Here is a 20,827-nt window from a genome sequence, read left to right as displayed (position 1 = left end):
GCAAAGGTAGCTGATGTGCCGGATTGATGGGTGGGTGGACGGTTGGGGTCATTGATAGATTAACACAAGCTAAGTTTTGGACTCCCTGTATTAAATCAATTGCCCAATGTTTTAATTCAATGCATTAAGTTTTGTACTAACCCTTCCAGTTTCTATTTGGTCTTGTTTGACTACTATTGCTTTGAATTGCCCCAATACACAGTTGTTGATCGCTTCCCAGCATTCCTGCACGATGTGATGCAATTCCTGCAATTCATTTTCAAAGAAACTTTTCTCATGGAAATACTGGTAATCTGTCTCGAGGAATTTAGCCACTGATCCCTGCAGCCCTTCTACGCAACCAAAGCATTTTGTCAACTGACGAAGCGCATTCTTGAATGCAGGCTCACGGTCACTTTTATGTTTGCCGATCAACTCCAGTATGGTTTCAATGGGTATGGTTTCACCCTGGAATACAGGCTCAAGTGGCGCCATCATGGCATTTACACATTCGCGGAATTTTTCTGCTTCGCTGCGCTGATTAAAGTATGCGATGTAGTCTTTCTTGAGCGCCTCGGCTTCCTGAATTGGTGCCACTGCATAAAAATAACGGAACAGCCATTGGTCACGCTCCTTAAGTGTTGCTTCTAATGCCTTCAATTCCTCCAGCATCTGTTCCATGACAACAGGTGCTTCTTCAGCTTTGTACTTCTAGCCATCAAAATCAAAGCTTCTTGTATCAATATGCCCACTAGCTATGGCTTGCAGCACAAAGACATCCTGCTGAAGCAAATTGAGCTTTTTGGGCAATGCGGCTGCATCTTCATTATAATACCTCGGCGAATGTTGTAAATGTGATAGGTTGAGCTGCCACGGCTTCCACATCAAAAGCTTCAATTTGCCGCTGGTCGTAGTAGTCTTTGAACAAAGCAGGAAATATTTCCTGGTCAATTGCACCTCTCAACCACAATTCGATTTCCTCGCCTTCCAAGATCTCTTTGATTTCTTCCCGTGGAATGTCGCGGTATATTTTTTCTGTTAATTGCGCTTTTAAACTGTCGCTGTTTTCCAGCAGATTCCAAGCCGGCTTGCTGTTAACCGCAGCAACCAAATTATAAGGGTCCAGATGCAACTGTCGCTCCGCCAAAGTGGGATGCGAACTCCACTGATCCTTATAGTTAATGCGAATGACGTCACTTTCAACGTGCTCGCTCATAGTTGGCAAATTGCCTTCAAACGCCCAATGTCTTTTACGCCCAGCGTTTCTAATAACCAAACTGTGCGCTGTATAAAAGTTTGATACAACGCGTTTATCCTGCCATGCTTTTCCACAAACCTCAATGACTGAGTCGTAGCACTCATTTGTAAATGCGCTTCTGCGCAATGCATTGACCACATTGTTGCTGCCGCACACAGAAGCTGCAACCAAATCCGCATGAAATTCCATCTGGCGTGATAAGCCCAAGTAACCTTTGTTGACTACTTTATACATCTGCCTGAGCACCCACTGGATCCCTTCAATAATTTTTATGGCCAACAAACCGAAAATCTGGAAAATCCCATGCACATTAGAAAGCCCATTAAGTCCTTCGGCAAAGCGCTGGTTGTTGAACAGCATGTCGAAAATCATCCGGTTTACCTGGTAAACCCAACTGCCCACTTTCATGCTGCGCTGTGAAAAATGACCAAACTCGTGGGCAATGACCGATTCAAGTTCAGAAATATTTAAACCGTTTACCAATCCCAAACCGATCTTCAGGTTTTTGCGTACCGGCAAGAACATGCTCCAGAACGAAGAGTTATAAAATACTGCAGCATTTACATCGGGACCGATGAACACTTTCTTAGGCATTGGCGTACCAATCTGCCCGGCAAGCATTCGGATGGATTGAAACAACATCGGCTGGTCGGCTTCATAAATTTCAATGCTATCACTTTCATCCGTTTGGGAAGATGCGAACAGGAACTTGATGAGGAATACAAAGACCGTCAGGCCGCACCCAATGACACCCAAGCCAACCAGGATGGTGATCCACCCGGCCTTGGCAGTCATGACCCAAATGCCTGCACCAAAACACAGTGCTACAAAACAAAGCGCCAGGACAAACAGCAAAAGATAAACAAGGAGGAAGGCGGCAATCGCCAAGACTGCATTAGCAGCTTCTCTTTTGAACTCTTGGGAAGGCGCAAGCAGATTTCCAGAATTGACGGCAGTCAGTTTTTTATACATAGGGTTTGTGGTTGCTGTGCTAATATATGAAATAGCAGGAAAAGTTGGGAGAGGGGTGTTCAGAGTAGGGCTGATAGGTAGGTGGTGGTACAGTAAGAATAAAACTTTCGCGGACGGCGGTTTGAGCAGACTTGGAGCCGAATAAGTGGGAAGCTTTAGGTACAGTGATTTGCGGCCTATATGGAAAAAGGAACTACATTGCTGTAACTCCTTCATTTTTATAAGTCGGGAAGACAGCCCGAACGCAAAACCAATATATCGATATATAAATCAATCGATTACATAAATACAAAGTTACTCAACTCACTCATAATTCACCAGTTAAAGAACTTGGATAAAGTTAAGCGTCAAAAGAAAACGACAGCTTTAAAACCATTAATTGTTTCTTATCAGCTCTAATTAAATTAATGAAAACGGCACCCATCATTAAAGAGAATGGAAAGCCATTTTAATACCTATTGGAAGAATACTTCGTTACTTTCCGATACAGAAAGTGAAGACGCCTGTGCTGATGCAGGTTCTAGGAAGATTAGTGACAAAATAGTGAATGAATTCTCTGGCCAATCTTCTGGCCGCTCTGCTTATATTGAATCAAAAAAAAGATCAAAAAGCAGTCGTTGGCCAAAAGAATAGAATTGTACCAAATGGCGGAACTAAACACTTAATCCATACCCTTTTGAATACTCCGTTGGATGCACCAGCCCGGGCATCCACACTTTAAAAATAAAGACATGAATTCAATCCAACACAAACCTTTTTAACATCTGGTCCACTTTCTTTTGACGACATACACCCCTCATTATATTAATTTAAAACCCCATACTCGCCTAAAAAAGCATAAGGCGCCTGGCTGAGGCTGACCAGAAGTTTTCACCTAGAGCAATAGAACAGCACCTAGGCGTGTAGAGCTGCTGGTCTATTTCGAAGGCAACAATAGTTGCACCTTTAAAATATTTATACCTAAAAACCAAAGCCTTGCATTGATTACAAACGGGAAGAGGGACTGAAACAACCTGAAAGAAGTTCCGGCCGTTTCTCCATAGCTATAACTCCTGCTATGCCCAATATGTACCACAACTTAGCAAATTGCCCTTACTTTTAATCCATATATGCGGTAAGCCGTTTTTTGCAGGCCGGAGCACTAATGAAAACTGCAGAAGTGTAACGCGCACGTTAGTCCAAATGAATTTAGAAGAATCCATCATTTACTTCCATGTAAGTAAGAGTTTATCTTCTCCCAAACTTTATCGCTATAAACTGCTCCAACGAAGCAAGTCAATAATAGTACATAACCATTTGCGTCCGTGTCTGCTCCTGCAGCAAAAATGGCCAAACCACCTTTGGTGGCAAGATAAATTACCAAGGCAGCTCCGAATCCCCTTGCAAGAACAATTTCGAAATTTCTAATTATGGGCTTTCTCATAAAGGACCCCATTAATGATCCTTCTCCTTCATTTTTTTCAAATGACAGGATTGATGCTCCTAACAAGCCAAAGCCCAGCATTCCAATCAATAGCACGAGTTCGGAAGACTTCGGCTTAATCAAAAATTTTGATATGGATCCAAAAATGCCCCAGTTTGATCCGTCATTTTCATGCCCTTCCACATAAAAGCTATAGTAACTATCAGTATTTACTTCTGTGTAAGGGTCAAACCTGGGAAGACTTTCATTGGGATTACTCAAATATGAGGCACTATAAAGTAAGGAGTCATTTCTAGGCCCTTCACTTAACAATGCGATTTTTCTCTGAATATCATCAGTTATCCGCTCCCGCTCAGAAAAGTTATACCGATCTGAGTTTCGAATTCCTTCCAAGACATTATTAAACCGAAACTTCCCCGTTTGTACAAAATCATCATATGCAGCAACTGATAATTGTAGCAGCGTGCCTTTGTCAGCAGTGATAGACTGAGAAGAACGTTCGAAATTTAGTAAAAGCCCTTGCTTAAATGAACTTTGCTTATCCCTAAACAACTTTGTATAGGACCTCAGCTTTTCAACGGCTGCAGTTCTGAATTGGTTTTGACGTTCGTTCTCATTGTTTATTATTTCTATTAAATTCAAGACGGACGACTTCACATTATCCGGAAGCCCCTGGTACGCTTTCCTTTCCGGATCTTTTAGAATTGAATCTACCACCACTTTTTTCTCAAAGGGAGATGGACCAATACCAACTACATTAAACGAATCATTGAAGGAAATTTTGCTTAGCGCAGAATCAAGCCTTGCTTGCGTAAATACAGATGGTTTACGCATTTCATTTAGGTAAGGAATTGTAATAAAAACACTGATTACCAAAAACAAGCTGAAAGCTAAAAGGAGGACGATAGCGCTATTATACAGAAAAAAGCTCGCCCCCGCAGGCTTAATTACTGTTTCACCAGCTAAAGAGCTTTTCAGGTAAAGTATGCCGTAATAGATAATAACACAAAAAGCAAATGCCACAAAGATCTTTGACAGCGGATAAGACTGCACCACGTCAGAAAACGAAAAAGCACCGTCACTAAATGGCATTTCACTTATTTTTTCTCCACTCGCTTGGGTTCTTTGTATTTGACCATTAGCATAAGAATTGAACAAATAGAACAAAGATTGCAAATTCACTATAACCTTTGTTAATGGGTATAGTACTGCTGCGTTGATGGTATTGCTGAACAGCAAAGAAGTGATGCCGATTGAAATAATCTTTTCCTTTCGGTTGCGTGCCGACTTCTTTAGCACGCTTCTGATAAGGGAGACACACACAATAAACGCAAGCAACAAAATCAGCAGATAGCAAACAGTTAAAAAAATCAAGGATGTAAAAAACTGTTCAGATTCCATGGTAAACCAATTAGGGGTTAACACATTTTAATTATCGGAACCATAGGGCTACTTGCCAATATCTCCCAAAGAAGGCAAGACAAATTTCACCGTAAGGCCTACATCAACCCGCTTCAGGAAGTTCGACTCGTCCGAAACCTCATTGGTAAGGTCATTTGATTGCACGAAAACGCCACCAAATAACCTGCCTTTTGGAAAGGCATAGAACCCTATTCCGGAACGATAAACTTCTGCATCATCCCATTTCTGCAATCTTCCAAATAGGTGAAATGCATACTTAGTGGGAGAATTATTGGATGTAAGTAACTGCACCATGTCTAGGCTGTATGTGTTGACATTTGTAGTACTGAATGTTCCTGCGTATGCATTCACCTCCTGTTCAAAAGTCCTTGTGGCTTGGGTTGCCTGATCAGCAACTACTCGCTGCTGTTTGAATTTTACAGGTGAGAGTTGATCGATATTACTCACCTTTGATTTGTCCCAGGATGCACCAATGGAAGTGGCCCCGTTGAAGAGCAACGTATATGCTAATTGAACAATACTACCCCTGAACTGTTCTGTAGATATTTGCTGATTAAAAGGCTGAGCGGCATTATAGAGCTTATACTTTGCAGCCTTTACGCCCAGTCTAAGTGTAAGCCAATCTTGAATTGTAACCTTTTTATTGCCAAAGAAATACTTTACAGTTTCTCCAGTGCGATCACTTCTATCTAAAGTGCCAAACAACAAAGACCGATGGCCCAGCAGTAAATCGGCAGATGTGCCAGGATTGAAAGCCCCCTCACTAAACAAGTTTGCTACGCCGCCTTCTGCCGATCCGGTAACGTTAACGCCACAATAGAACCTGTTCCAGCGTCCGATATATCTTGCGTCTTGAGGATCGGGAGCTGCAGACTTGGAATAAAAGTATTGAAATCTGACACTACTGTTGGCGGTATTGACGCCAAACAGGCCCCTGGGAGCAATGATGGAGGTTTTGCCGTCACCGTCTTCAAATATTGGCTCAAATGATTGAGCTAAGCACGATAGGGATAGGAACATGACCGTCGAAAAAGCTATCGCGTATCTTTTGGGTAAGCATTGCATAAGTACTAAATTTTTATGGCGCCTCGGACAGCAGAAAATCCCTTTTCAATTTCTCCTTCGATCGGTGGGACCGTAACATCCGTTCCGTCGACGACCAGCTTTAACGCCCACTTCGTTTTATTCCATCCGGAACAGTGGACAAAAAAGTCAAGTTCTCCTTCAATAGGGAACTCTGAAATGGAAGCTCTGTAGGTATTGTCCAACGTTTTTGTAAGCGGAATAATGAAACCTTCAAGCTTGAATACCTCCAAGTTTGCCTCTGTACTTAGCTCAATACTGAGCTTGTGTGTTTTTGCCATTATACTATGTTTTGGTTGACTGTATTAATCTTCAAATTCAATTACTGCAACGAACGAGCGGTGTGAGAGGCAAATACAACTATAAGTTGCAACCCTTTACTTTTAAGGTTTAAATTGACGTGATGTCTATTTGCAGCAACAATGCAATAAATCCTATCAGTAAAACTGAACCCTTGAGAGACAGAAAGCGCTCAGAAATTAATATACTCATTTAATCCAGTACCCAATGATCGCGCCTGTGATAGGCCCAGCAAGACTATCCTTTCCCGAATAATACAGGTAAAAGGCCAGCAGGATCATTAGGATAGTCACTATGATTCTGCCCATTGCTTTCGTGCGGTCTTCCGGAGTCACCTGCGAGCCTCCGGCATGTATGCGGTTTTCTAGGGCGTTGATTGTTTCCTTAACTGTTGATCCAAATAATGCAACCATTTGATTTACTATTTTTTATCGTGAAAGTATGTAATGGCGTAAATTCCGGTGCCCAGCCCTCCGACAACCAAACTACCACGGCCGACCCATAGTAGCGTCTCACGCTGCCGAACTTCGGAGAAAGCATTATTGTAATTGCTTATAAACTGTTCATAAAACTCGCCAGTATTTTCATTTTCTAAGCTTTCTCCAAGTGCTCGCAGGGTGGCCTCCATATCAATAAAGCACGTTGATTGCAGGTAAGCATTAGGCGAAGAAGCAAAACTGTTGCAAGTAATGACGTGGGATGCATTCTGCAGCCCATATTGAGGTGACACGGTCAACCAATCTGAATTGTTATGAAATACGACTATAGGCACCTTACCCTCTGTCACAGCTATGGCTTCGAAAACTTTTATCCGTTCGAGTGTTCCAGCGCGCCACACCTTTGGATTATCAGCAAATTGGGATGACCATGACACGAGTCTATCTGCCTGTTCATTACTGGATAGTTGATATAGAGCCTTAACCTCGCGGATATCCTCTGACATTGCGAGAATTATTTGGAAGGGCTTGTCTAGCTGGTATCCCACATCAGTCGCTGAATAAACAAACCTTACACCTCTATGCAGTAGCGCATCTGCCTGATCTCTCGTTAACGATCCTTCAACTGCAACACGATTACCAGATGATAAGGGGATATCGGAAAGGCTTGTATAACGTACGCCGTTATAGTGATAAGAGTTGTCGCTATGGGTGTAAAGGACACCTTCAGCTTGGTTGGTATGTGGATCTTCCTCTGGATGAACTGGAGGAGTTTCGACCCTGAACTCACCTGGTTTACCCGAATAGGGAGTTTCAGGCGTCTCATGAGGAGGCCTTGGCCTAGGAACATCATCAGCAGATCGGCTAGCTGTGGAGCTGCATCCCTCCAACAGTGCTTTGCAACCTTTGGGATTGAATCCTAGTAAAATGAAGGTTAGGGCCGCCAAGAAGAATTTTGTTGGCATCATGTTGGGGGGGGGCATTTGCCGACAAAATATATTAATTAATATAAATATGCAATAGGCGACTGTATATCTATTTTATTGGAAAATAGTACCGATGAACACTCCCTAGTTGCATAAGCCAACCAACTAAGAATGTAAATCAAATAATCTTCGTGTAGCCTTGCTTTTTCCACTTCCATATTATATTTTGATCAATACGAATTGTTACCCTGTAAACACAGAGCTAAAAAGGGCATAGTATTTAAAATGCTATCTAACAATAGTAAACGAGTTTAAAAATTTAAGCAAGTACATCAGCTTGCCCATCAGGACATATCTATGCGAAGCATACGCTTTACAGACGAATACTTCAAATAATACCAAATTTAAAAGATGAAACCGTAATGGCTTATTCTCCCTAATTAGCTCCTTTTTCTCAGTTGAGTACAAAAGAACATACCCACGAAATTGACTGGTAGATCAAACAATATAACACTCAATGAACTTAAAGAAAATACACGCCTCAGGCAAAAAGCCTCGCTTTGGCACTATACTACTATTTATACGTTCCCTATTTTTTATCCTTGGTAAACTTTCATTTGTCCTTTTTATTTTATTCGTTGGTTTTTTTGCCTTTTATATTAATGACCAAGGCCTGGATTTAATGGCAGCATTCGGAGCCAACAGTTTCCGTGACGATTACCAATACAGTACTCTATTTGTGTTCTTTCTATTTATTTGGGCCAATACCATTTGGAACGTAAGTCGGGTGCTGCTGGGGTCTGCGAACCTAATCAAAGTAATTCAGCACCCAGTTAAAGGAATACAGCTTACAGAATCTGGACGGCCTGCACCAGACAACTATCTAGCTGTATGCATTGACGAACGATATCTACGAATTATCTACCAGCTATACATTTGGGTCCCAAGGGTGCTCATATTTCTGCCCTACATCATCTTCATATCTTCCTGGTTGAAAGAAAATGACACGCTGGATACTATGCCCATCCTGGTAATATTCTTGGCAGTGGCTCATTTTCTCTTCATTACTTTCCGCCTTAAGATTGTAAACCAGCAGTCAGCAGCCCGCCAAAAAGCAACAATGCTGACAACAAAGGAATTAGTCAGAAAGTTAGAAGAAGAACAGGGCTTTTTGCAATCATTGCGTGACGGCCGGGTCTTCAAAATTGCAATTCTTTCCCTTGTTGCAACTATCGGCATGTTTGGTTACGCCCTTGTATCTGCTTTCTATGCCAACCCCTTGGGAAATGGCCGGCCAAGCTTGATCATTCTATCGGCCCTTACCTTCTATACGGTTGTTTTATTTTTAATTAGGTTGGGCAGCAAAGCAACAAAGTTGCCTTTGCTCATGATCTTACTAATACTAGCATTGCTATTTGCAAGGTGGAATAATAACCACCGGGTCGAGATACTAAATACCGACAATGACCGGCAGCTGCTAACTATGCGGGATGGCTTGCCAGACACAATTTATTTTCAAAAATGGCTGGCGTACAAAGAGGCGAAAGGAATTTACAAAGATTCGGCAAAGGACAACACGATCTTCCTGATCGCTGCAGAAGGGGGTGGTATTCGAGCATGCTATTGGACTGAAACTGTGCTCCGGAAAATTCAGGAGAGACAACCGCAGCTTTATGACAAAACATTTGCGGTAACAGGTGCCTCCGGCGGGAGTGTTGGCCTTGGATTTTATTATAGCTACTTATATCAAAATAGAGATGCGTTCAGAAGAAGCGGACATAGAAACTTAAGCTTAACAGAAGTGGGCCTTGATAGCATTTGCACCTCGGACTTTCTATCCCGTGTAACATTCGGGTTATTATACCAGGATTTGTGGCAACGATTTTTACCCGTGGCCATTGAAAATTGGGACAGAGGCAAATATCTAGGCCAAAGCTTCGATGGCGCCTTCTCAAGTGCACATGGCTCGCCCGATGCGTCGCTACTTTCCGGCAACTATCTGCAGATGTGGTCGGGTGTAGATCGATTTGATTATCCAGCAATCCTCTTTAACACTCTTTATGTTGAGAAAGGTAGTAAGGCAGTTTTTTCTCCTTTTAAGCTTTCATCAGGCTACTATCCCGATGTACTCGACATCCTAAGTGTCACCAAGAGGTCTGTAACCTTTAGAGAGTGTATGGTTTCTACTGCTCGTTTCCCATTCGTAACGCCACCGGGTTATCTCGTTCACGACAAAATCCAAGATAGTAATGCTGACAACAAGCCCAGCAGGGAAGAAATGTATGGGCATATAATCGATGGAGGAGGATTTGATAATAAGGCAGTTCAAACAGCGCAGCAAACTGCAATCATGTTAAAAGAACAGTTGCAGAAAACTAAAAATAGCAACAACTTCAAAGTTGTCATTCTATATATAGGATATGGCCAAGAGCCATTGTTTGTAGACAACTCAACAGATGAAACCCGAAAGGCAATTTCAAAATCCGAAGATCCTTTATCTGGGAACTATGAGCTTGCACCACTTATAGGTGGGTCCAACACTGTTTTTCGATGGATTTTTAGCGCACACGGTATGGCCGTAAAACTTGATTCAACCTTAAATGTTATTGATTTCAGTTTACGATCGAAAAGGGACAGTATAAAACATGTATTACCACTCGGATGGTATCTTTCGCCTTATTCTAAACGAATTATAAGAAGCGAAGTAGATAGTCCTCATGTCGTAAAATCTATCCAGCATCTCCAAGAATTAAGCAAGAATTGAAAATTATAGCCAATAATAATACAACAAAAATACCTTACTAAGGACCTATGGGAAAAGTTAATCTTACAAACCAATAAATACAAGGCAAACTATCTACTGCTGTTTGATGTGATTGTAGCCTCCCCAAACCAAACGTTGATCAGGTAGGGAAAAAGGTAGTTATACTTACTTTAAACCATTAAAGCATTGCTATGGAAAAGACAAATGATACCGAACAGCAAATCGTTAAGCACTGCTGCAACGCATGCTAATACAGACAAGTGGAAAAACGAGGTGTATCGTAAGATAGACATCCCGGATGTTTTGTTTCACAAAAGGTGGTGTTGTCTTATTTTAAATGTTACAACTCTTGTGGCATTTGCTTCGCTAAAGGACTTTCTGCCGACATACTAATCGGTTACCACCACTTAGAAGAGTTACCAGAGTGCCTATTGCTCGCAACTGAATGCAAGATGATTTGCCTATTTAATCGGTCTCGAAAGAATTTATTTGTAGCAAACTTCTAGCTCTACAAAGAATCCGAAAACGGAAGGACGATACAAAAGCAACGATATGGCATAACACTACTCAAGAGTGTGCAAATACGAAAGTTTATGTCGATTATCATTGGACAAATACACCCAAGTAGATACGGGCACACCGTCTGCTTAATACATTTAGCTTGTACAGTGCTATTTTTCATCCCCTAAAAAAAGGGCGGACTCAATACCTATGATATAAAGTATCAAAATCTAATTGTAAACCAATGTACCGTAGGTATTGGAAAAAAGTAGCCTGGACTGTATCTTATCACTAATTGAATTGCATTATTCAACATGTGAGTTTGCTAAAAGAGCGTCTTAGATCATCATTGTAAAAACACATCAAGACTGTAGATCTATATGGCTGACAATGACATGAAAGAGGAGTACACTGGACTTACCGACACATTCATAAAGTTTGTTATTGCAAGACTAGTGGTAACCGTAACTGTTGTAGTAACTCTCTATAATGGAGTAAGCTCCCGAGATTACCGGGCAATAGTTTCCAATTACAGTAAAATCAAAAGCTTATCAGATTCTTCCTGGGGTGTTCCGTTAACAGGAGATTGGTTTATTGATGGAATGTATTTGGACCATGGAATGTACAAGAGAGATTCATTAGATGGCCTACTTAGTGCAGTAGCAACGCAGATTGGGAAAACCACGGTAGATACAAGTAATGTTCTAACCTACAAAAGGGAACAGGATAGCCTCCTCTTAATCAACCAAGAAAAACTAGCCAGCCTTTTCAAGCTGAAATTATCCTTCATTTCAGAAGAAGCAATCAACTTACAGATTTGGCTCTTTATACTTCCCTTGTTGTATATTCTTTCAAATATTTATGTATTCTTCTTAAAAAAGAAAATGCGGCTTTTAGAATTGCGGCTTTCAAAAGCTTCAATGGGAAATGGTATTGGTCTTACCTTTTACGACAAGTATCCAAATGCGTTTTTAGTGAAAGCCATGTTTTGGGCTGAGCTTATTCTACTTTCATTCTTCTTAATTACCTACTACAAGATTCTTTCAGACATCAATGCCTATTTTTATTATATAGTAATCGGCACTTTATTAGCTTACTACTACTCCCTTGCATATTCGTATAGCATTTACATACGTTTTGAAGGCCGAACTGAAAAGTCCCGTTTGATTATTGCCTGGGAATACGTGGCAAGCTACATAAGCAAAATCATAAATAGATTTCAAGTTAGGAAACTAGGCATATCCGGAATTTCGATGGTTTTGATTACGCTATTGCTTTCCGTTTCAAACAAGGGTTGTACAAAAGATGACCCAATGCCTGGAGAAGAATATCATTATTATAGGAGTGGTAAATGGCACAGCTATAAAAACGTTTCGTTCGATGATACAGTAGTGAGGATTAGGGGCTATGAACTTATTTCTAACTACCCAAAAAAAGTTTGGGATTTTGGTTATAGGGGGGTTGCGCCTAATAGGTTTTTTCAAGTGAGTTATATCTTCGCCGTCATAAATGCAATTCTTTTCGCCATTTTAAGTGTGCTTTCGCGCACAAAAGTGCCAAGGTTACTTATAGCTAAAATTTTATCTATCTTATTTATTTTCAGCTGCCTACCTTTTGTTGTGTTTACTGTTTACTTAAATAAACTTCCTATTCAATTGGAGTTTCAGGTTGTTTTGATAGCCCTAATCATAGTGCTTTGGATCATTAACTCCGAACTATTTTTCAAAAAAAATGAACATGATTTTTACTGGCAATCTGGGAGGGTGTTACTGCTTTTGTTACTCCCCTTTCTCCCCCTTCTACTTAAGGAGTACTGTAGGGCCATTTTTTTTGACATAGCCCTAATAGTCCCAAGTATTGGGCTCGGAATAAATCCAATAGCTATTGCTTTGAATTTTGTTGATTTCCTGGCCAAATTTATACTTCACTTTGGTATTCTCTGCATAATGATTGCCTTGTATAGACTTAATAAGGAATTGACTTTAAGTAAGAACAACCATAAATCAGAAAAGATTTCCCCAAATGTGCAACCGAATACAGTAAGGCAGGAAAAATAATTTAAATAAATATCATTAAGCGGTACTTACCACAATTGCGAGTTTTTCTCTAGAGCTATCATCCTATTTCGAATTCTCTGTTGCCCACCGGGTCTTCTCTCAAAATCCACGTTTCAGGTATTGATAACTAAAGTTGCTATTGCAGTGAAGGTTTTGCTTTTGCCCGCAGCCTTATTTTGCTATTAGAATAAGTCTTCAACGAAAGCGGATTAGAATAGTAGAAAATTAAGAGAGGGTTTTCTTTCATTTATCTCAAAAGAAATGATCATGGGAATGATATCCAAAAACCCTCGTATAGATCAATTTGCAGGTAGACAACTTCGTCTAAACCGGTTGATTTCCTTTGCTAGTAGTTGAAGTACGGATGAATCTATCTCTAAATCCTTTAAATGGATAGTTATTTGCTGATTCAACTTTGAATAGTAAATCACAACGGAATCGATTTTCCCATAAATAGATCTATTTTCAGGAAACTGAGCAAAAAGCAAATACGACAAACCTTGTAAGTAATCACGCCGAGAAAACTTCTGGCTTGTTTTCACTTCGATAATTTTGTTTTTATACAAAAAATCAGGTGTAGCTAAGATGCCGTGGCAAGCAAAGGAAGGCTTTCGGATCAACTTACCTTTGAAGGTTTGAGAATTAGCAAAGAAGAGGCTAAAATGCTTAAAGGTTTGGTTTATATACTGAACGTCCAATGACACGTTTTTCAATGGCTCACTAGCTATAAAAAATGGATGACTTATGTGAGCAAACAATAATATTGTTTTAACAAAGCTCCGCGTTAGTTGCCTGTCCTTTCTAAAAGTTTCTGCTTGGGTTAAAAAGCGATCTTGAATACCCTTATAATATTTTGCCACACTATCAGCTTCATAGATTATGGTAGACAATCCATTATAAGGATACAAAAGCAAACTAGTAGCTCTACGAACCTCGCCTAGGAATGGAAAATAATTTTTAACTGAGCTAGAGATCTCAAGAAATTTTACTGGTAGTTTTTTTTCTTTTGAAATACAACATGTTTCAGAAAACACTTGCTTTACTATCCCAACTTTGCTTTTATAGTCCTCTTTAGAAAGCTTTATAAAAGAATATTCCTTCCCAAGGCATGTTTCAATCTTTCGTACTTTTTGTATATCTGCAATAATTTCTTCTGCCTGTTTAAATTGAACTTCAAATTGTTTCTTCAAATTGCTTTTTGAATGATTCACTAATTCAAAAAGAATTTCAAAAGCATTGCCTGTAAGTGACGGGTTTACATTTGTATATTTTGCTACCCTGGTGTACGCAGGTAGTGTGATGGGAAATCTTTTACTTAAAAAATCTCTATACTCTTTAGACTCTATAAGACCTGAAACATGCATGGTGGCAGATGTCTTTATAAATTTGAGAATGCCCTTTGATTCCTGTAAGGAAACAGATCCAGAATTATTTTCTACCTACTATTTTAATAATTTATGAAAATGTGCCTCTTATGATAAGAGAGGTTATCCTTATCGATCTTATGTTTTTTATGCACTTTTAGCTCACCTTCAATTCCAATAAGCGCTCCGGTTGTTGAAATAGTAAAACAACCTATATCAAACATTACATGGTGATTAGGACAGAGGCAAAGGATATTCTCAGGAGCGTCATTGCCATTGTGGGGACGACCTAACGGACGAATGTGAGCGGCTTCTGCGTAAGGCACATTGCGCACCTCGATCCTTGTGTCACATATCTGGCACTTGTAACCATACATTCTCTTGACGGCTTTACTCAAAGAAGTGTCTCGAACAACCCTTAAAGTAGTCGTTTTTACTCGAATAGTATTTTTGCTACCCTCCGGCAAATATGTATCTTCTTCGCTCACTGCTACTTCATCTGTATTATTTAGCTTTTTTAGCCTGTATCTACAGATCGAAAAGCCGTGTTTGCCTGTTTCAGAAAAATGATCAATTACCTGATATAATCCTCCATACACATAATCATTTTTAGGTGAAAACGACGACCTATGTTTAGATCCCCTTGTGACCCGGACCGGAAGACCCAATAACTCACTTACAATTAACCCTTTATTGCCAGGAGCATCCCAAGACTGATCTGCTACCTGCCTGCCATCTCTATTGCCTCCATGGCCAGTATAGATTATTTCCGTTCCTAAGTCATAGTCGTCCACATAGCCGCCATTAAGCACAATGGAACTTGCACCTTCCTTTGGATTGCCGTCAATACCGGAAACTAAGGTCCTATGGACGCCCGCTTCCTTTAAAGCGATTCGGTCTTTAAACTTTGCACCTTCTTCTATGCCTGGTATTTCGCCAAAAACTTGATCAGCCATTTTGCCTTTTTTGAAGTGTTAGGTGGTAAGATTAAAATTCACCCATTCCTTATACTCACAACCATATGCGAAATTTGAGCACCCATCAAATGCCCAAACTTTACCGTTTTTACTTCCGCTGCGCCTAACTAAATCGGAATTCAAGCATTTGGGACATTTCCTTACCTCTGCATCTGGGACGCTAACCTCCAACTCAGTAATGAACTTTGATTTATAGGTGCTGTCAGCAACCAAATAGAGGCTTTCCTTTGCCCTGGTCATGGCTACATAAAACAGCCTTCTTTCTTCCCCATTTTCAAATTGATCGGCCTCGCTTAAGAGTAAATTCAACACCAGATCGTCTGCTATTCCTGAAGGAAATCCATACTTACCAGCATTACAATTAAGAACAATAACGATATCTGCCTCCTCACCTTTTGCCTTGTGCACGGTTAGGAACTTTGCCCTTAAAACTGTGTACGATCCGTCAGCTGTTAAACAGCGGTATGTTATCATTCCCTCTTCCTGATCTACATGAAAGACATTATTTTCATTTTTGATTCTATTTATATCGAATGAATAACGTCCAAGAATGTAAACCTCCTTTTCATCAATACCCGCAACAGTACCGACCAATTCATCAAATACTTCTTTTAGGGCCAATGTATCGTCTTGATTTTCAGACACCGAGTAAATGATCTTGTATTGTGTTGACTTCTGCAAATTTGCACTCTTCAGCTCCTTGGCCGCTTGATTGGGGTTCCTAAGGATAAAGGCGCTTGATAAGTTCATCAATGGCGGATGAAACCGGTATGTAGTTTCAATTTTTGATTTAACCGTAAAGCCAAAGTATTTTTCAAATTCCTTGAATAACGCAATATCACTGCCTGTAAATCGGTAAATGGATTGCCAATCATCCCCAACACAAAATAATTTGCAACCGGGATTGGCATCCTTCAGCGCTTTTACTAGTTGGTACCTTCCAATAGAAATATCTTGAAACTCGTCGATGATAATATAGGAGAACCTTTTACTATAGCTTCCGGAAGCGATGTATTGGGAAGCTTTATTGATCATATCACTAAAGTCAATTTCACCTCTTTGCTTTAAGTATGACTCATATTTCAAGTAAATAGGCTTGATGATCTCGATAAACTTCCTGTTTCGTTCTTTTTGAAAAGCTGATTTACCTTCATTCTTATTAAACAAATCCTCTATCGAGTAGTTGTTTGACTTCATTAGTGTAATAAATGTTGCAAAAAGATCCAGAAATCCCTTCACCTCATCTTCTGCAACACTTTTGATGATTTGCCAAATCTCATGAGGAGATCGAGGCTTAAGTATTATTCCCTCCGCCTCAAGCTTCTCTTTCAGCTTGTCAAAGAGATTACCTTCAAACATTTCATAACTATAAGTCTCTATCAAAGAGGTTTGGTGCTGTTTATGCATCTCCCTCGCCCACTCCATTTTTTCCCAGTAACGAGTCTTAGCACTTTCTAGTGTTTCGTTATCATTTGCGAAAAAAGCAGGAACTGAACCATCTCTAGCTACTGCGAAATGCTCGAGATAATACTTCTTATTATTTTGTGTTATCGTAAAATCAGGCTTGTATTGCCTGTAGGCTTTGCTAGCAGTAACGTGTTCATATGGTGCTTCGTAATCGTAGTCTAGCCCATTGAACAGTAAGAAATTGGCTATTTTACACTCTTCAATGCTTTTTACAACCTCACGCTTTATTGTTGTCCTGCCTCTGGACTGAGGTTCATTGACTTTATAAGTTGCGTAATTGTGATCCTTTAAATATTGTATATAATCACCCTGCAATTTGAAATCATGCTGCGCCTTTTCTGGCTTCAAAAAGTCAATGAAAAAAGTCGTTACCTTATCTAAATATTGATGGCTTTCGATCTCGTCATTAAAGAACCGAATTAGTAATTGCCGAAACTGAGCTTCATCAAAAATGCTTGGCTTCTTATCATCACCATCAGTGATGACGTCCATTCCAAACCTATGGAATGTTTTAGCTTCAACACCCTCAATATTAATACGCTCCTTTAGACTTTGGGCTGACCGACGAGTAAAGGAAATTAAAAGAACGTTTTCGGCACTGACATTATACTTCTTTAAAACGTAGTTCACCTTACCTACTATGGTAGTAGTTTTCCCAGATCCCGCACCTGCTATTACCAGGCTATTATCCTCATCGGTTATAATAGCCCTTCGCTGTTGCTCATCTAGTTTTCGTCCTTCTACATTATCGAAAAAGCTTTTGAATTCTTTTAGCTCACTCTCGATAAATTGTTTATTGTAATCTTCACGAACTTGTTTACCCCCAATAAAAAAATTCTTGAACCGTTTTATAACGTCGACTTCTTTATCATTTAATCCAATTTTTTGATAGGGCAAAGTGTCAATTGAATTATAAACTGCCCGGTAATTATTCGTCCAACTTTCTAATTGAAAATTTGAAAAGTATCCTAACCCTGGCTTCAAAAATGCAGAAAACTCATTTACTGCATTATTTACATCATCAAGGTATTTTCTGAAATGCGCAAGCGCTTTTTGACGTACTTCCTCTGCCTTTTTTGCACGCTGCTCTTCCTCCTCTCTTTGCCTTTTCTCCCTTTCCTTACTTAGTCGATAAAAGTAAACCCCTGAAATTGCAAGAACAGTCAAGATGATAATGGCTAGAAGGTCATTACTCATTTTTTTAGCTTTGGCTTTGAAAGTTAGTTTTGGCATTAAAATATAGAAAAAACTTAATAATACCCCTTCCCCTCAACGCAGTGTCGGACACCACCTCTTGGGTCCCTCATATCTCCCTTGTATCGAGGAATGACATGACAATGAAAGTGAAACACTGTTTGTCCAGCTGCTTCGCCGCAATTCATTCCAATATTATAGCCATCGGGAGTAAACTCTCGTTCAATGCTCTCTCTGGTAAGGGTGATTGCTTGAGAAAGCTCAACCCGCTCTTCTGCGGTTAGCTCAAAGTAATCGCTCCTCCACTCTTTGGTAATAATGAGGCTATGTCCTGGGCTTACCGCGTAACGGTCTCGAATCACAAAAAATGATTTCGTTTCCAGGACGTAAGCCTCTTTGGGGATTTGCAGGAATACTGAGGTATTATCCATTGTTTAAAATCGTGATTAGCTTTCTAAAGAAAGGATCTTTTTCAAGAATATAGTTATCTACTCCTCCCCAATAATAGGCACCTAAAATACTTTTTACGTGTTCGTAGTGCTTCGCAAGGCTACGTCTTCGCGTTTTTGCCGTATCACCCAGCTGACTTTGAATCTTTTGCTTCCAGGGATGATTACTGCCCATAATGTTCTCGTTTCGGACAGCCAGCTTTTCAATATAATAAGAGGCAACTAATCGGTCACTTTTACTTTCATTGCAGTAGCCATGAGTTAGCACTAAGTTCCAAATTTCGTCATGACTTACCACCTGGCGAGGCAGCACATGATCCACATGAATATCACCCTTTTGGAGCTCCTCCCCACAATAAAAGCAGGCATTTCCTTGGTAACCTAATAAAAAAGGAATGTTGGGCGTAAGATTCGTCCTAGCATATCCATTTTGGAGGTAGATATCTCGAAGATCATTTGAAAGCCCAGCGTGTGTCTGGTTGATTGAAAAAGCACCTTCTAATAGGCTCCACCGCGCTTCAACCTCCTGATAAAGCGATTGAATCTCACCTGTTCCTACTTCTAATAATCCATCCTTCAAGAGAAGGCCTTTTCCTTGCTGGAATTCATAAAAGCGGCCTTTTGCAAGCTCTTTATCAGTACCAATGGTCTGGAAGCGCGGGATTACATCGCCAAAAGCTTCTGCCCCAACCCTACTTATAGCCGCTGAATAGGAAATCCGTTCACTGGTAAGCTCTTTTACAATCCTTTCCATTACAGTAAGGCGAGCTGGATTGGCCTGCTGTGGCATAACACCCTCCACACTTAACCGATGTATGTAATTATCTAGAAAAGATTTTGATAGCTGTTCCCAAGTAACGCGGTTTAGACCTTGGCGAGAAAAATCGAGTAATGATTTGGCAAGGGCAATTTTGTAGGTAGCATTATTGAGCCCATAAAGGACGATAGCTTTCCAATATTCTATGGCAGTTAGAGAATCCATTTGGTCACCAGTAAAGCAAATTAAAATAAAGATCTATTTGCTCAATGATATAAATGTTGAGAGTGATCCATGGCTCAAAATGGGCTTTCGTTAAATCATCCGGCAAATATTGGTTGATAAAAGTTGCTTTATACAACATCCAAAAGGAATCAAAACTTGTCTCATTAAGCCCAAATTACTTCAATATTAGTGGCCGGTGTAGTATTGTAAACTTATCTCGATTTCTTTGCCGTGAGTTATATAGCATCTTTTCAAGTGACCTACTGGCTTCTATCTCCGCATTAAGAACTTCAATAGTACCCTTTCTTTCACTACTGCTAGCCTTTGACGATTTCCATGAAAGCATAAAATCAAAATGCAATCCATGCCTAAATAGACGACCCGGCAACGGTGCCACGTCTATATTACCAAGTAAGATGCCGTACCGTAAATACGGGTGTACAAACTTGTGAGCTTGTGCTTTCTGACTATAAGTAATTGCATCGTGGGTTGTGACACGGCCAAGCTTCGCCTCGATTACTATCCTTGGCTTCCAAGTAAAGTCTTCGAAGGATTCCCTAATTAAAATATCGGTCTCATAGGTGGCCGATATTTGTTCGTTAGGTGTATTCTCTAATGTGTAGTCTTGAATTTCCCTTGAATAAGAAAGCCTATGTCCACAAACAACTGAAATTTGCTTACTTGTTTTCCTCAATTGTATTTCTAGCTCTTCAATTATAGATGATACCCATTCTCTTTCAGTCATTTGTTTGGTATTCAAGATTAAGTACTAATTGAAAACAATCCTGATAACATGATACCTAAATCGCAATTTGATCTTGCTTTACTTCCTTCTCTCCTAAGAAATAATAATTCGTAGTTTCCATACTAAGCAGTCCGCGTTCCCCATGGTTTTGTATGTAAACAGGACGCGCTTTAGTGTGTGAACTAACATTTATCAATCGTGCGGAATTAAAACTTGGCTTATGCATTATTATTAGAGTTTCTTCCGCTATGGTAAGCAAGTCCTCTGAAAGTAATGCAAATCTGCAGGTCTTATTGGGTTGCCGGCCGATTACACCGTCGTGATTGTCAAAATGCTGGCGAAGTCGAACATTTAAATTTTCTGCCTGCCCAATATAAAGTAATGTATCAACGCCATACACCGGAGAAGTTCCGTAGATCTGATAAATGCCAGAACTAGAAGGCACAGATTCATATTTCTCCTTTTGCCATTCTAAGGTTATAATCTCAAACTTGATTTCTCTCATAAGCGGTAAAGAAGGTTTAAGT

At 40.1% G+C, this 20,827-nt stretch carries 15 protein-coding genes; 2 read left to right on the top strand and 13 right to left on the bottom strand.

The genetic code is table 11. The features are described 5' to 3' along the window. Nucleotides 1–111: 111 nt before the first annotated feature. From EPD17_RS20215 to EPD17_RS07650, 6 genes are all read right to left on the bottom strand, one after another. Nucleotides 112–660: a hypothetical protein gene (locus EPD17_RS20215; protein WP_240040773.1), complete on the bottom strand. Its 549-nt coding sequence runs from the start codon at nucleotides 658–660 to the stop codon at nucleotides 112–114. 145 nt (nucleotides 661–805) lie between these two features. After that, nucleotides 806–2,209, bottom strand: coding sequence for a M48 family metallopeptidase (locus tag EPD17_RS07670; RefSeq protein ID WP_165929557.1), 1,404 nt, complete (start codon nucleotides 2,207–2,209; stop codon nucleotides 806–808). A 1,201-nt stretch (nucleotides 2,210–3,410) separates the two neighbouring features. Next, nucleotides 3,411–5,033, bottom strand: coding sequence for a hypothetical protein (locus tag EPD17_RS07665; RefSeq protein WP_132053155.1), 1,623 nt, complete (start codon nucleotides 5,031–5,033; stop codon nucleotides 3,411–3,413). Nucleotides 5,034–5,081: 48 nt separating this feature from the next. Further along, on the bottom strand, nucleotides 5,082–6,119 hold the full coding sequence (locus EPD17_RS07660; protein WP_132053153.1) for a hypothetical protein: 1,038 nt from the start codon (nucleotides 6,117–6,119) through the stop codon (nucleotides 5,082–5,084). Nucleotides 6,120–6,124: 5 nt separating this feature from the next. Beyond that, complete coding sequence (locus EPD17_RS07655) at nucleotides 6,125–6,418, bottom strand: hypothetical protein (protein WP_132053151.1); 294 nt, start codon at nucleotides 6,416–6,418, stop codon at nucleotides 6,125–6,127. A 440-nt stretch (nucleotides 6,419–6,858) separates the two neighbouring features. Continuing rightward, the gene (locus tag EPD17_RS07650) at nucleotides 6,859–7,842 is read right to left on the bottom strand and encodes a hypothetical protein (protein WP_132053149.1); all 984 of its coding nucleotides are present in this window, start codon (nucleotides 7,840–7,842) and stop codon (nucleotides 6,859–6,861) included. Between the two features lie 475 nt (nucleotides 7,843–8,317). Between EPD17_RS07650 and EPD17_RS07645 the strand changes: the two genes are divergently transcribed. Both EPD17_RS07645 and EPD17_RS07640 read left to right on the top strand, forming a co-directional pair. Then, nucleotides 8,318–10,564 (top strand): hypothetical protein, encoded by a 2,247-nt coding sequence (locus tag EPD17_RS07645; RefSeq protein ID WP_132053147.1) that lies wholly within the window; start codon nucleotides 8,318–8,320, stop codon nucleotides 10,562–10,564. 881 nt (nucleotides 10,565–11,445) lie between these two features. Further along, nucleotides 11,446–13,122, top strand: a complete 1,677-nt coding sequence (locus tag EPD17_RS07640; RefSeq protein WP_132053145.1) for a hypothetical protein — start codon at nucleotides 11,446–11,448, stop codon at nucleotides 13,120–13,122. Nucleotides 13,123–13,421: 299 nt separating this feature from the next. On the opposite strand, the gene EPD17_RS07635 is transcribed toward EPD17_RS07640, so the two are convergent. From EPD17_RS07635 to EPD17_RS07605, 7 genes are all read right to left on the bottom strand, one after another. Next, on the bottom strand, nucleotides 13,422–14,486 hold the full coding sequence (locus EPD17_RS07635) for a hypothetical protein (protein WP_132053143.1): 1,065 nt from the start codon (nucleotides 14,484–14,486) through the stop codon (nucleotides 13,422–13,424). Between the two features lie 83 nt (nucleotides 14,487–14,569). Continuing rightward, nucleotides 14,570–15,442, bottom strand: coding sequence for a YDG/SRA domain-containing protein (locus tag EPD17_RS07630; RefSeq protein ID WP_132053133.1), 873 nt, complete (start codon nucleotides 15,440–15,442; stop codon nucleotides 14,570–14,572). An 18-nt stretch (nucleotides 15,443–15,460) separates the two neighbouring features. After that, on the bottom strand, nucleotides 15,461–18,127 hold the full coding sequence (locus EPD17_RS07625) for a UvrD-helicase domain-containing protein (protein WP_165929556.1): 2,667 nt from the start codon (nucleotides 18,125–18,127) through the stop codon (nucleotides 15,461–15,463). A 53-nt stretch (nucleotides 18,128–18,180) separates the two neighbouring features. Further along, nucleotides 18,181–18,555 carry an HIT family protein gene (locus EPD17_RS07620; RefSeq protein WP_132053129.1) on the bottom strand — a complete coding sequence of 125 codons (375 nt, stop codon included), beginning with the start codon at nucleotides 18,553–18,555 and terminating at the stop codon, nucleotides 18,181–18,183. Next, entirely contained in the window at nucleotides 18,548–19,555 is a 1,008-nt protein-coding gene (locus EPD17_RS07615; RefSeq protein WP_132053127.1) for an HNH endonuclease domain-containing protein, read from the bottom strand. The genes EPD17_RS07620 and EPD17_RS07615 overlap by 8 nt, the downstream gene beginning before the upstream one ends. A 175-nt stretch (nucleotides 19,556–19,730) precedes the next feature. Continuing rightward, entirely contained in the window at nucleotides 19,731–20,315 is a 585-nt protein-coding gene (locus EPD17_RS07610; protein ID WP_132053125.1) for a hypothetical protein, read from the bottom strand. A gap of 40 nt (nucleotides 20,316–20,355) precedes the next feature. Further along, nucleotides 20,356–20,805, bottom strand: coding sequence for a GIY-YIG nuclease family protein (locus EPD17_RS07605; protein WP_132053123.1), 450 nt, complete (start codon nucleotides 20,803–20,805; stop codon nucleotides 20,356–20,358). Nucleotides 20,806–20,827: the final 22 nt, after the last annotated feature.

It is taken from the genome of Pseudocnuella soli, from assembly GCF_004347775.1.
GTDB classification, from domain to species: domain Bacteria; phylum Bacteroidota; class Bacteroidia; order Chitinophagales; family Chitinophagaceae; genus Flavisolibacter; species Flavisolibacter aquaticus.
This window is presented reverse-complemented; position numbering and strand designations above follow the sequence as displayed.

Coding starts and splice junctions, on each gene's coding strand:
- EPD17_RS07660 (WP_132053153.1), bottom strand. CDS start 6,119: ATGCAATGCTTACCCAAAAGATACGCGATAGCTTTTTCGACGGTCATG.
- EPD17_RS07635 (WP_132053143.1), bottom strand. CDS start 14,486: ATGCATGTTTCAGGTCTTATAGAGTCTAAAGAGTATAGAGATTTTTTA.
- EPD17_RS07630 (WP_132053133.1), bottom strand. CDS start 15,442: ATGGCTGATCAAGTTTTTGGCGAAATACCAGGCATAGAAGAAGGTGCA.
- EPD17_RS07620 (WP_132053129.1), bottom strand. CDS start 18,555: ATGGATAATACCTCAGTATTCCTGCAAATCCCCAAAGAGGCTTACGTC.
- EPD17_RS07650 (WP_132053149.1), bottom strand. CDS start 7,842: ATGATGCCAACAAAATTCTTCTTGGCGGCCCTAACCTTCATTTTACTA.
- EPD17_RS20215 (WP_240040773.1), bottom strand. CDS start 660: ATGGAACAGATGCTGGAGGAATTGAAGGCATTAGAAGCAACACTTAAG.
- EPD17_RS07670 (WP_165929557.1), bottom strand. CDS start 2,209: ATGTATAAAAAACTGACTGCCGTCAATTCTGGAAATCTGCTTGCGCCT.
- EPD17_RS07605 (WP_132053123.1), bottom strand. CDS start 20,805: ATGAGAGAAATCAAGTTTGAGATTATAACCTTAGAATGGCAAAAGGAG.
- EPD17_RS07655 (WP_132053151.1), bottom strand. CDS start 6,418: ATGGCAAAAACACACAAGCTCAGTATTGAGCTAAGTACAGAGGCAAAC.
- EPD17_RS07615 (WP_132053127.1), bottom strand. CDS start 19,555: ATGGATTCTCTAACTGCCATAGAATATTGGAAAGCTATCGTCCTTTAT.
- EPD17_RS07640 (WP_132053145.1), top strand. CDS start 11,446: ATGGCTGACAATGACATGAAAGAGGAGTACACTGGACTTACCGACACA.
- EPD17_RS07665 (WP_132053155.1), bottom strand. CDS start 5,033: ATGGAATCTGAACAGTTTTTTACATCCTTGATTTTTTTAACTGTTTGC.
- EPD17_RS07625 (WP_165929556.1), bottom strand. CDS start 18,127: ATGAGTAATGACCTTCTAGCCATTATCATCTTGACTGTTCTTGCAATT.
- EPD17_RS07645 (WP_132053147.1), top strand. CDS start 8,318: ATGAACTTAAAGAAAATACACGCCTCAGGCAAAAAGCCTCGCTTTGGC.